General features: G+C 61.7%; 7 protein-coding genes and 2 pseudogenes. 4 read left to right on the forward strand and 5 right to left on the reverse strand.

The window, feature by feature from the left end:
* Positions 1-76: 76 nt before the first annotated feature.
* Both LJU32_16090 and LJU32_16095 read left to right on the forward strand, forming a co-directional pair.
* Positions 77-1,104 (forward strand): annotated as a pseudogene (locus tag LJU32_16090) (chemotaxis protein CheB).
* Between the two features lie 194 nt (positions 1,105-1,298).
* A complete protein-coding gene (locus tag LJU32_16095; GenBank protein WKV87285.1) occupies positions 1,299-1,547 on the forward strand; it encodes a hypothetical protein in 249 nt (82 codons plus the stop codon).
* A gap of 110 nt (positions 1,548-1,657) precedes the next feature.
* On the opposite strand, the gene LJU32_16100 is transcribed toward LJU32_16095, so the two are convergent.
* Positions 1,658-2,674 (reverse strand): NAD(P)-dependent oxidoreductase, encoded by a 1,017-nt coding sequence (locus LJU32_16100; protein ID WKV87286.1) that lies wholly within the window; start codon positions 2,672-2,674, stop codon positions 1,658-1,660.
* 114 nt (positions 2,675-2,788) lie between these two features.
* Positions 2,789-4,612: an NAD(P)/FAD-dependent oxidoreductase gene (locus LJU32_16105; GenBank protein ID WKV87287.1), complete on the reverse strand. Its 1,824-nt coding sequence runs from the start codon at positions 4,610-4,612 to the stop codon at positions 2,789-2,791.
* 244 nt (positions 4,613-4,856) lie between these two features.
* Between LJU32_16105 and LJU32_16110 the strand changes: the two are divergent.
* Both LJU32_16110 and LJU32_16115 read left to right on the forward strand, forming a co-directional pair.
* A pseudogene (locus LJU32_16110) lies at positions 4,857-6,745 on the forward strand (sigma-54-dependent Fis family transcriptional regulator).
* 355 nt (positions 6,746-7,100) lie between these two features.
* On the forward strand, positions 7,101-7,580 hold the full coding sequence (locus LJU32_16115) for a serine protease (GenBank protein WKV87288.1): 480 nt from the start codon (positions 7,101-7,103) through the stop codon (positions 7,578-7,580).
* On the opposite strand, the gene LJU32_16120 is transcribed toward LJU32_16115, so the two are convergent.
* Genes LJU32_16120 through LJU32_16130 form a run of 3 tightly spaced genes read right to left on the reverse strand, consistent with a single transcriptional unit; the run spans position 7,581 to position 12,263 of the window.
* Positions 7,581-8,765: an HlyD family type I secretion periplasmic adaptor subunit gene (locus tag LJU32_16120; GenBank protein WKV91120.1), complete on the reverse strand. Its 1,185-nt coding sequence runs from the start codon at positions 8,763-8,765 to the stop codon at positions 7,581-7,583.
* Between the two features lie 16 nt (positions 8,766-8,781).
* Positions 8,782-10,935, reverse strand: coding sequence for a type I secretion system permease/ATPase (locus tag LJU32_16125; GenBank protein ID WKV87289.1), 2,154 nt, complete (start codon positions 10,933-10,935; stop codon positions 8,782-8,784).
* Positions 10,932-12,263, reverse strand: coding sequence for a TolC family outer membrane protein (locus tag LJU32_16130; protein ID WKV87290.1), 1,332 nt, complete (start codon positions 12,261-12,263; stop codon positions 10,932-10,934). The genes LJU32_16125 and LJU32_16130 overlap by 4 nt, the downstream gene beginning before the upstream one ends.
* Between the last annotated feature and the right edge of the window lie 33 nt (positions 12,264-12,296).

Consider the following 12,296-nt stretch of genomic DNA (forward strand, 5'->3'; position numbering starts at 1 on the left):
ACACTCATTCACATGGCTGGATGGGGGCGCTGAGGTATGTAGGTGCATGCGTCAGCGCGCAACCCGGGATTGATCCATGCAGCAAGAAAGCCACAATTACCCAGTCATCGTTATCGGCACTTCCAGCGGCGGACTCGCTGCGTTGCGTGAATTTGTAGCCGAGCTTTCGTCCGATTTGCATGCGGCCGTGTTCGTCACAATGCACATCGGAGAACAACCTAGCGTTCTGCCAAACCTTCTGGTCCAGGCGAGCCCATTACCCGTCGCCTTCGCCGTGCATGAAGAGCAGATACAGCCGGGGCGTGTCTACGTTGCGCCTCCGGACAAGCATCTACTGGTCAAAAAGGAATTATTCAGGTTTCTCGCAGTGCCAGGGAAAACCACTCTCGGCCTGCAATTGACCCGATGTTCAGATCGGCGGCCATCAGCTACGCAAGCAATGCCATAGGGGTGTTGATGACCGGTGATCTTGATGACGGTGTAGTTGGGCTCCAGGCAATAAAGGCCTATGGCGGACTGGCTTTTGTGCAAGATCCCGAGACTGCCGAAGCACCGTCAATGCCGTCGAGCGCTCTTCGTCATGTGAATGTGGACGGATGCCTTCCGCTCAGAGAATTGGGCAAGAGACTGGTACAGATCATCGAACAGCGTGCAGCCGAGGCGAACCTCCCTGGGGAGGCACAACGCATCGAGCCGTTCGCCACTGAAAATGATCTCACCGAGGATTTCAGCAAAGGCGGCTCCAGAGCGCTGGACGAGATAGGTGAAATCGCTGGCATGTCTTGTCCTGAATGCGGAGGCGCGCTGTGGGAGGTAGAGTCGTCCTCACCACGCTTTCGCTGCCATACCGGTCATGCCTACACCGCCGCCGCGTTATTTCACGCCCAGAATGAGACGTTGGAGGAAGCGCTCTGGGTGGCCGTTAGAGCCCTGCATGAAAAACAGTTGCTCCTGGGGCGGCTGATTCAAAGCAGCAAGGATCGCGGCCGCATTGGCGCGTTACAGGAATACGAACTCGCAAGTCAGGGGCTCGAAAGTCACAAGGAGACGCTTCGAGCATTGATCGCATCGTTACGACCGGTTTCACTGACAAGCCAAATCTAAAGCTGCCGGTGGGCATTTACTCCGGTCAAAGTAGCGAGGTAGGAACTTTCTCATGCCGATCGGAAAGCTGACCGTCAAGGATTTGCAGGTAAACGTCTCAATCTCCGGCGAGGGCCCGCCGTTACTGCTGCTTAACGGTTTGGGTGGTCTGATCAGAACATTCGATGCCTTGCCGCTTCGGTGTTGCCAGGGGCATGCTTAGCGTCAACCCGCGAACTTATTACCACCAGCTAGCCGCTTTGGCAGGTTGGACCAGCCTGCTGCGGCTAGCCCGTTTGCGCGCGCACACGCTCATTCTTGTCGGCGACCGTGACACCTTGGTACAGCCGTACAACGCGCACATTCTGCGACGTTCGATTCCACAAGCCGAACTGCGCGTGCTGAAGGGGAAGGGCATTTTTTGTGGTGACCAGCGCTCGGCGAACTGCCGAGCTGATGCTTGATTTCCTTGGCCGACATCAAGAGGAAGAACAGGATGCGTCTCTAAGTGCAAGCCGCTTCCAGATCGCCAACCACTTGTGAACTTTCAACCGCCATTTTTGACGTGTATTTTTTATCCATTCACATCCCCGTCCAGCTCAATCAACTCACCGCCGTCGTCTCTCAATCGCTGCAAAAACACTCGGGCATCCAGCAACTGATACGGAAAATACAGCCCCGGCCTTACAGGCGCTTGCCCATTCAGCCCAACCAATCGCTCCAGCAACATGGCCACACTGAGCCCGGTCAACGCCGCCGCACCCGCGCGGTGAACCACCGCATGCCGTGTGCGCAATGGCTGGCCATCGTGATCCGTGCCTTCAAGTTCGATGAGTATTTCCGTCGACATCGGCTGGCCCTGACGCCGGGTCGAGCTGATGCCGCTGGCGAGGTTGAACTCGACGTTCGGGGCGTCGGTGGCGGCGGCCAGGCCTGTCACGTCGATGGAGGAGAAGCCGGCGCCCTGCAGGGTCGTGCCGTCGACGGCGCGGAAGCTGACCTTGGCATCGTCGCCTTCACGCCAGATGAATTCGCCGTCACGGCGGGTCAGCGCGGCGGGCAGCATTTTGTTCAGGTGCTCGAAATCGACGGCTACGGTCGGGCCGCCGCCGTCCTGTTCGTCGACCAGGGCATGAATGCGGATGTCGTGCACGCGGGCGAATGCCTTGGCGATGTGCAGCGTCGCTACCGTGGTCGCGCCGACCATCCATTCGTAGCCGAGGACAATGGGCGCCGCGTCAGGCGCGTGAATGAAACTGGCGATTTGCGGGGCGATTTCGAACACGCCGGAAGAGATGCTCAGGTGCGGCACCTTGCGCTTTTGCGCAAAGCGCATCCCGGCGAGGGCGTGGTCCATGTAGAACAGGACGATAGCGCTGACCGGGCGATCACCCAGCCCCAGATCTTCTGCGCGAGCATCGATGACCACACCTTGGGCATTGCCGATGTGCTCGGCGGTTTGCTCAGCCTTGGCGAGGTCGCGTCCGCCGATCAGCAAGGGTACGTCGGGATGCGCCGCGCGCAATGCGCGGGCCGTCTGGTGGCCGATAGCGCCGGAACCGCCCATGAACAGGATGGGATGAAGTGGCATGAATCCTCCGCATTTTTCCTGGTTTGAAATGTGCTCTGGCTAGACACCCTAGCACGCACTTTCCAGTTCGCCGGTGCGCCTGGCCGGCGCACCGACGAACGACCCCTTGCGGAATCAGCCCAGATGATGCCGCTCTGCAAGGCGATAGACATCGGTGTCGAGGCCTTCGAAACGAGCCTTCAACTGCAACGCCAGGTACAGCGAATAGTGCCGTGACTGATGCAGGTTGCCGCCGTGGAACCAGAGGTTTTGCTGCTGGGTCGGCTTCCACATGTTGCGCAGTTCGCCTTCATACGGGCCGGGGTCGTTGGTGGTGCCGGAACCCAGGCCCCAGCAGCGCCCGACCTTGTCGGCGACTTGCTGAGAAATCAGCTTCGCCGCCCAGCCGTTCATCGAGCCATAACCTGTCGCATAAACGATGAGATCGGCCGGCAAGCGGCTGCCATCGGTGAGCACCACTGCATCCGCTTCGATGCGTTCGACACCGAGGCCCGGCGCGCTCTTGAGCTTGATCGTGCCGTTGGCGATCAGTTCTGAGGCGCCGACGTCGATGTAGTAACCCGAGCCACGGCGTACGTATTTCATGAACAAACCCGATTCGTCATCGCCGAAATCGAGCATGAAACCCGCGCGGGTCAGGCGTTCATAGAAGTCCTTGTCGCGCTCCTTGATCGCGTCGAAGACCGGCCGATGAAACTGTGGCATGACCTTGTACGGAATCGAGGCGAACAGCAGATCGGCCTTGTCCGTGGTCAGACCCGACTCGAGCGCCTCTTCGGAATAAAGCCCGCCGAAAACCAGTTCCATCAGGCTGTCCGAACGCACGATGTGCGTGCTCGAACGTTGCACCATAGTCACCTCGGTGCCGTTTTCCACCAGATCGGCGCAGATGTCGTGGGCCGAGTTGTTCGCGCCGATGACCACTGCGCGCTTGCCTTTCCACGCATCGCCGCCGGGGTGACGGCTGGAGTGATGTTGCTGGCCCTTGAAGTCTTCGGCGCCGGGATACACCGGCACATTCGGTACCCCAGACATGCCGGTGGCGAGGATCAGTTGCGTCGGCTGCAGGGTGATGCGCTCGCCGTTGCGCAGGACCTCCACGGTCCAGCGGCCAGTCTGTTCGTCAAACGTAGCGCCGAGGCATTCAGTGCGCGGCCAGTAGTTGAGTTCCATGACCTTGGTGTACATCTCCAGCCAGTCGCCGATCTGGTCTTTCGGGGTGAACACCGGCCAGTGGTCGGGGAAGGGCAGGTAGGGCATGTGGTCGTACCAGACCGGGTCATGCAGGCACAAAGACTTGTAGCGGCCGCGCCATTGATCGCCGGGGCGCTCGGCCTTGTCGATGATCAGCGTCGGTACGCACATGCGTTTAAGCCTCGCGCCGAGGCCGAGCCCGCCCTGACCGCCGCCGACGATCAGACAGTACGGTTGCGTGGTGATGCCCAGCGCCGCTTCTTCATCGCGGCGGCGCTCCAGCCAGTTGCGCTTGTCGGCGTGGGCATGGCCGTGACTGGCGCCGATTGGCCGGCGGCGGCCGCTGGGTTCTTCGAAGCCTTTGAGTTCGCGCATGGTGGTCAGCAGCGTCCAGCACAAACCGTCCTTCAGGCGCACGTAGCCTTTGCCGCGCGCCATGTCGGTTTCCAGGCTCATCCAGCCTTCGAGCACGCCGTCGCTGAGCGTGGCTTCACCTTCGAGTTGCCAGCGCTCGGGCCGGGTCTGCTCAAGGCGTGTTTCGAGCATGTCGCGAATCGCCGGTTTGCCTTCCAGCGTGACGAGGTTCCAGCTGAACAGCAGCAAGTCACGCCAGTGGCATTCTTCGGCAAACAGCTCCAGCGTGCCGTCCACATCTCGTTGCGCCAGACGTTCGCCGAGGCGTTCGACCCAAGCGGCAAGTTGCGCTGTTGGCGTTTGCAAAGGGGTTTCGATAGCGATGTTCATGGGGCCACTCCCGATCTTGTTGTTTTGGTAAGCCATGGCACCAGAGCAAGGCTTGGGCCAGCTCTTTGAAAGGCGCTGGCCAGAGCGTCTGATGCAAAAATCGGAGCGAGGTGCAGAGGGCGCCCTGTCACGAATTCGGGAATCGAGGATGACACTGTGTCACTCGGCGCGAAATTCCCCGCAGCGAGCTTTTCATCTAAGCTGCGGACAGACCGTGTCTTCACCGAAGCGGAGCACAACAACAATGAAACCGGCCTCGATCAACGCCCACGCACGCCAGGTGCTGCAAGCCGTGCAGGGCACTGTAGCCAGTCCCGGCGCGGCGGCAGACCTGGCGATCACTCGCTCATGGCGGCGTTGCCTGGATCAATACCAGCTCGATCCGGCCAGCCGCCGCGCGCCGGATGTGCTTGAACAGGCACGCTTGCGCGAACACCGTGCGCCGCTGGAACACATCATTTCCGTCGCCCACTGGCAGATGAACAGCCTGCACCAGCAACTGGGGCGTGACGGCCATGTCGTGCTGCTCACCGATGCACGCGGCGTGGCGATCGACAGCGTGTTCAATGAGGCTGAACGCGGTGAATTCCAGCGCTCCGGGCTGTGGCTCGGCTCGGTCTGGAGCGAGGAGCACGAGGGCACCAACGGTGTCGGCACCTGCCTGGTCGAGCGCCAGCACGTGACCATTCGCCGCGACGAGCATTTCCGTGGCAAGCACGTCGGCCTGACCTGTTCGGCCAGCCCGATATTCGACGCCAGCGGCGAGTTGCTCGCGGTGCTCAACCTGTCTTCGGTGCGCGAGGAGAGCAGCCTTGAGCAACGCTTCAAGGCCATGGCCCTGACCAATCTGTCGGCCAGGTTGATCGAGAGCTGTTTTTCCTTGGCCATGATCCGCAGCGCTATTTGCTGCGGTTTCATCCGGATGCCGGGTTTGTCGGATTGCTGGGTGAAGGCCTGCTCAGCTTCGACGAGAGTGCGCGGATCTGTTCGGTAAATGCGGCGGCGCTGGATCTGCTGGGCCTGAGCCGCGAGCAAATGGTCGGGCAGTCGCTGACCCTGCTGCTGGAAACGCCGATGGAGCAGTTGCTCGATCAGGCCAGTGCTCAGGCCCACGTCTGCTGGCCGATGCGGCTGATAGATGGACGCCTGTTCTATGGCCAGTTGCGTGAACCGATTCGCTCGGTGCCGTTGACCATCCCGGCCATCGCAAACATCAGTGACGAGCGCGTGTGCCTGGAAGACCCGCGCCTGCAACGCGGATTCGCCCGCGCGTTGCGTGTACTCGAACGTGACGTGCCGGTGTTTCTGCAGGGTGAAACCGGCACCGGCAAGGAAGCCTTTGCGGCAGCGCTGCACCGCGCCAGCTCCCGTGCAGGCCAGCCGTTTATCGCGATCAACTGCGCGGCCATTCCTGAAACGCTGATCGAGAGCGAGCTGTTCGGCTATCGCGGCGGCAGCTTCACCGGCGCACGCAGGGACGGCATGGTCGGCAAGCTGGAGCAGGCCCATGGCGGCATTCTGTTTCTCGACGAAATCGGCGACATGCCCCTCGCGCTCCAGACACGCCTGCTGCGGGTCCTCGAAGAGCGCCAGGTCGTGCCGCTGGGCAGCGCAACGCCACGCGCGCTCGATGTCCGTTTGATCAGCGCCAGCCACCAGAATCTGCAAGCCTGCGTAGCTGACGGACGCCTGCGCGAAGATCTGTTTTATCGCATTGGCGGTTTCGCCGTGGAACTGCCGCCGCTACGCGAGCGTTCCGACAAGGGCCGTCTGCTTGACCTGTTGCTGCGCGAAGAAATGGCGGGCGCCAATGTGCGGCTGGAAGCGGGAGTTCGAGAGCACTTGCTGGCGCAGCCCTGGCCGGGCAACGTCCGGCAACTGCGCACCTGTTTGCGGACGTTGGTAGCGTTAGCGGTGGACGGGCGGATCACGCTGGAGGATGTGCAGGAGTTACTGCCAGCAAGTCACGACCAACCTGTTGACGATCCACTGGGCGTATCCGAACGCCAGACGTTGCTGAGCTTGATTGAGGCGGAACACTGGCATGTCGCGCGTGTTGCCAGTCGTCTGGGCATCAGCCGCAATACGCTGTATCGCAAACTGCGTCAGCATGGAATCATTCGACCTGGTTGAAGACAATCGCGATCATTTGCGTACATTCGCTGTTGATCGCGCGCATTGCCGGGATATTGCTTGGATCCAATCATTGATTCACTATATCGCATGCCGACAAGCGGTAGGCTCAGGCTATTGCTAGAAGTGATGGCGCAATGACATATTGCAGCACCTTTCCTCACTTCAAGATGTACCGAAAATGCGCCCCCTCAAGTCACTTGTTGCAGCGTCGTTGCTGCTCAGCGGGTGCAATGGAATGCCAGTCGCTTTTGTTCAGGATCCTGTTTTAGACCAAGCCTTTGTCGTTCACTCCGGCGCGCCTTTGCCTTACGTGCTGATGGGTTCGGCTGTGCAATGGAATGAGGATTTTGCCGTGACGGTGAAGCACATTCCTTACTTGTCGGGCACGGTTTTCCAGGGGCAGGCAGACGTGCAGTTCTTCCGTCACAAGGCCAGTAGTGTGCCGGCGTGGCGCGGCTACACGCCGGGCGAAGAGCTGACTTCGGTGGGATTCAATTCGCTGTACATGTCAATCAAGGGCACCGGTCAGGCTTTACCGGCCATGGTTCGCCTCGACGTCAAAGAGGGCAACGTGCTTTACGGCACCCACAATGGCGCACTGGCCAAAGGCATGTCCGGCGGGCCGGTGTTTTCCGCCGATGGCAAAGTGGTCGGCATCAACGTGGCGTTCCTCACCCGTGACGACGTCAGCCGCCTCAAGCGCAAGGACTTGCTCGATCAACCGCGCGTAAGCATCTTTTTGCCGTACGCGGAGATCAATCGCGAGTGGTCGCGCTATCAGGCCAGCATCACCCCGACAGCGCCGCCGGCGACCAAACTGGCCAGTCGCTGATCAGCGTTCGCGCAATGCTTCGCGGGCGCGGTTGAGCGGTTTGATCAGGTAGTCCAGCACGGTTTTTTCGCCGGTGCGGATGTCCACCGTGGCGATCATCCCGGGCACGATGGCGAAGCGTTTGCCGGCCTTGTTGCGCAGCTCATCCGACGCGGTGCGGATGAACACGCGGTAGTAGAAGATTTCCGGCTTGGCTTCGTCCTGAATCGTGTCCGGCGAGATCGTCACCACTTCGCCGTCAAGGCTGCCGTAGATCGAATAGTCATAGGCGGTGATTTTCACTTTCGCCGCCTGGCCCGGGTGAATGAAGGCGATGTCGCGCGGCGAGATACGCGTCTCGATCAGCAGTTGTTCATCCAGCGGCACGATCTGCATGACCTGGCCGTTGGGTGCAATGACGCCGCCAATCGTGCTGACCTCGATGTCCTTGACGATGCCGCGCACCGGCGAGCGCAGGGTCAGACGCGACAGTGAATCGGTGCGACCACGGATTACCGCTTCGAGCATCTGCGCTTCGGCGTTGGCCTTGGCCAGGTCTTCGCGGGCGCGGACCATGTAATCGGAACGCGCCTCGGTGGCCTTCAATTCCAGCTCCGAGCGCTGACGGGTCAGGCGCAGCACTTCGACCCGGCTCGAGGCACCGATCTTCGCCAGATTTTCAGTGATCGCCAGTTCGCTGCGCACCAGTTTCAGCGAGCTTTGAATTCCGTCGAGGGTTTCCGCCAGACCTTTGCGCCGGGTCTGATAGAGCTCGGTTTCGGCGCGGATCAACTCGGGAAATTCCTGCAGCGATGCGTCGAAAGTCAGGGGCTTTTCGCTGACCTCGGCCTGCAAGCGGTTGACGCTGGCCAGCGCTGCACGGTACTTGGCCGCGCTTTCGCCGACATTGGACTGGTTCTTCACCGGGTCCAGTTGCGCGAGAATCTGCCCGCGCTCGACCAAAGCGCCTTCGCTGACGTTGAGCTGTTCGAGAATGCCGCCCTCCATCGACTGAATCACCTGCTCGCGCGAGCTGGGCACCACTTTGCCAGTGCCGGTCGAGACTTCGACCACTTCAAACCACGCCGCCCAGGCGACGAAGCAGGCGAGCATCAGCGCGCAACCCCAGATCACTTTTGCACCACCGGCGATGGCGCGCTCGTCGCGGCCGTCGAGGTAGGACATCGGGTCCGGCACGTCAGTCATCATGGTTTTCATACCGTCACTCCTTTGCCGGGGCGCGCAACCGCGCCAGTGCCGCGTCGCGATGGTCGTCGATGACGATACGTCCGTTGTCGAGAACGATGATCCGCTCGACCAGTTGCAGGACACTGACCCGGTGCGTGGCGACCACCAGCGTTCGGCCCTGCGTCCAGATCGCGAGTTTTTCCAGCAGCAGGCGCTCGGTGACGTCATCCAGCGCCGCGGTCGGTTCGTCGAGCAAAAGCACTTGTGGCTGACGGATCAACAGGCGCGACAGCAACAAGCTCTGACGCTGACCGCCCGAAAGGCCCAAGCCACCTTCAAGCACTAAATGATCCATGCCTTTGGGCAACTGCCGAACGAAGTCGAGCGCGCCAGTGACAGTCAATGCGGCGATGATTTCCTGATCGCTGGCCTGACCGGCGCCGAGGGTGATGTTGTCGCGCAAGGTGCCATGAAACAGTCGCGCCTGTTGCGACAGCAGGCCGACGTCGCGGCGTAGATCGGCCGGATCCAGATGCGCCAGGGCGATGCCGTCCAGCGTGGTTTCACCGCTGCTGAGATCCATCGCGCCGCCCAGCGCTTGCAGCAACGTCGACTTGCCAGCACCGTTGCGGCCGAGCAGGGCGATGCGCTCGCCGGGCCGAATGCTGAGGTCGATGTTGTTGAGCGCCGGGGTCAATTCCTCGCTGTAGCGAAAACTGGCCTGACGCAAGCGATAGTCGCCACGAATCGCCGGCAGGTGCACGCGCTGACTGCCTTCGGGATGATCCACCGGCATCTGCATGATCCGGTTCAAGCCTTCGAGCGCGACCTTGGCCTGCTGCCATCGGGTGAGCACGTGGGTCAGTTGCGCCATCGGCCCCATCATCCGCGACGACAGAATCGACGCCGCGACCAGACTGCCGGTGGTCAAGTCGCCGGCAATCACCATAGGCGCGCCGAACACGATGACCACCGCAAACACGCCGCCTTGTACGTTCTGCGTCCACGCCACCAGGCTGTTGGTCAAGGTGCGCAGGCGCAGGCTGCTGTCCGCCGAGGCGGCGTTGTACTGGTTCCACTGTTGCTGAAAACGCTGCTCGGCCTGCAATGCCTTGATGTCGTCGAGGCCCTGAATACTTTCCACCAGCATGGCGTTGCGCAGCGCCGCTTCACGCATCGAGGCATTGGCCAGTCGCGCCAGGCGCGGTTGCGCGATGATCCCGGGCAACAACATGAACACCAGCGCCACCAGTGGAATCAGCACCAGTGGTCCGCCGATCAAATAGAACACCAGCAGGAACAGCAGGAAAAACGGCATGTCCGCCAGTGCCGTGGCGGTGCTGGAGGTGATCAGGTCGCGGATCTGCTCCAGCTCGCGCAATTGCGAAATGAACGAACCGGTGGATTTCGGCCGTGCGGAATTGCGCAGGCGCAAAGCGTGGCCGAAGACCAGATCGGAGACGCGCAAATCGGCGCGCTTGCCCAGCACATCGGTGATGCGCAGACGCAGAATGCGCATGACGAAATCGAACAGCAGCGCCAGCATCACCCCGCCGAACAACACGTACAGGGTCGGCAGCGACTCGGCCGGAATAACCCGGTCGTACACCTGCATGGAAAACAGCACCCCGGCCATGCCCAGCAGGTTGGCGACCAGCGAGGCGATCATCACTTGGCTGTAAGGGCGCAGATCGGTGAGGACGATGCGCCGGAACCAGTGCTCGTCGTAGGGCTTGATGTAATCGTTGGTGCGCACGTCGGCCACCGGTTGCGTCGGACGCAGAATCACCGTGCGCAGGGCCTGCTCGGCGAGAGCGGCGGTGTCCATGCGACTCTGTAAACCTTGATCGCCACTGAAGCAGATGCCCAGCTCGCCGGTTTCGCCGATGCTTTCGAGCACACCGACCTGACCGTCGCGCAGTTGCACCACCAGCGGCGTGCGCCAGCGGCTCAGGCTCTTGTTATCGAAGACCGCGAATTTGACGCTCAAACCGGCCTGACGCGCCATGTGCCGAACCACTTCTTCGACGCGGCCTTCGCTGTGCACCGAGGCCAGGCGCACGCTTTCCGGCGAGACGTCGAGTCGGTAGTGGCGGGCGACCTTGAGAACGGCTTCCAGCCACGGCGAATAATCTTCGCGAGCTTCGGCCGCGACGGGTTCGGGAACAGTGATGCTGGCATCGGTCATGGCAGGATCTCGACATTCTGGATGGCGCTGTGGTCGATGCCGAAGACCCGGCGAATCGCACCGCTGTTGTAGAAGCAGTCGATCTGCAGGCGTTGCAGATCAGCCTGGGTGTTGACCAGATCGAAGCGCGACTGATGGATTTCCTGCTCGGCGTTGAGCAGGTCGAGCAGCGGCCGTGTGCCCAGTTCCAGGTATTGGCGGCCATACAACATGCGCGCCTCGGTGATGCTGCTCTGGCGAAACTCCAGCGAACGCAGCCGTCGGTTCAGGCCCGAGGTTTGCGCCTGGGCTTCAGCCAGACCCTGGCGCGCTTGCAGGCGGGCGAAGTCTTCGGCCGAGTCCGCTGCGGTCAGCGCATGTCCGGCGGCGCGGCTGCGCGCACTGATCGCACCGCCCTGATAGATCGGCACTTCGAGGTTGAGGAAGATTCCGACCTGAGTGCGATCGGCGCGCGAGTTCTGATCGTCGTAGTGGTCGTCCAGGTATTGGTTGACCGACGGTTGCAGCGACAGCGTCGGATAGGCTTCGGCCTTGGCCTGGGCCAGTTCGGCCTGGGCCTGGGTGCGTTGCGCGGCCGCCTGGAGAACAGCGGGCAGGGTGTCGGAGATTTGCGAAGCGTCGCAGGCCTGAGTCAACGTCGGCGCGGCGGCGTCGCTGACTGCCGGCGGCGTGCGCCGTCCGAGCAGGCTGGTCAGCGTCGCTTGCCAGCGCGCGTATTGCGCCTTGAATTCCTGCAATGTCGCCGTCGCGCCTTCGGCCCGGGACTGCGCCTGGACCATATCGGAACGGGTGCTGGCGCCCATGTCGCTGCGTTGTTTGGCCAGATCAACGATGCCACCGATGCCCTGAATCTGTTCGCGTGCAACCTCGAGCAGACGCTGATACCGCTGCACTTCGATGTAGGCCCTGGCGGTGTCGCGGGCGATGTCGTCGATCGCCAGCAGAATCCCCGCCTGACTGCGCGCCACCCGGGCGCGGGCGGCGTCGACCGAACTGGAAACCTTGCCGAAGTCATACAGCATCTGTTTCAGGGAAATGTTCACCGATTGGCTGCCGGCATCGCTGCCGTAACCGCTGGTGTAGCCACCCTTGATGCCGCCGGTGACCTGCGGGTAATAGCCGGATTCGGCGACGTTGACCCCTTCGCCTTGCTGGAACAGGGTGCCGATGGCCTCGCCGATGCGTGGGTGCCAGTCCACGGCCAGCCTGACCGCTTGTTCCAGCCCCAACGCGTCCGCATCGGCGGACGCTTTCAGAGCAGGGGCAGGGCGCTGACGGCTTTCATTGCCTGCCGGTTGTTGCAGTTGCGACGGGCTGATGCTGCGCAAGCTGCTGTCGAGATTGTCGTCGGCGCGAACGCC

It is taken from the genome of Pseudomonas sp. B21_DOA, from assembly GCA_030544685.1.
Taxonomy (GTDB): domain Bacteria; phylum Pseudomonadota; class Gammaproteobacteria; order Pseudomonadales; family Pseudomonadaceae; genus Aquipseudomonas; species Aquipseudomonas fluorescens_AO.

Bases quoted from the DNA above. Each gene is read 5' to 3' on its own strand.
- LJU32_16125 (WKV87289.1), bottom strand. From the start codon at position 10,935: ATGACCGATGCCAGCATCACTGTTCCCGAACCCGTCGCGGCCGAAGCT.
- LJU32_16100 (WKV87286.1), bottom strand. From the start codon at position 2,674: ATGCCACTTCATCCCATCCTGTTCATGGGCGGTTCCGGCGCTATCGGC.
- LJU32_16095 (WKV87285.1), top strand. From the start codon at position 1,299: ATGCTTAGCGTCAACCCGCGAACTTATTACCACCAGCTAGCCGCTTTG.
- LJU32_16105 (WKV87287.1), bottom strand. From the start codon at position 4,612: ATGAACATCGCTATCGAAACCCCTTTGCAAACGCCAACAGCGCAACTT.
- LJU32_16120 (WKV91120.1), bottom strand. From the start codon at position 8,765: ATGACTGACGTGCCGGACCCGATGTCCTACCTCGACGGCCGCGACGAG.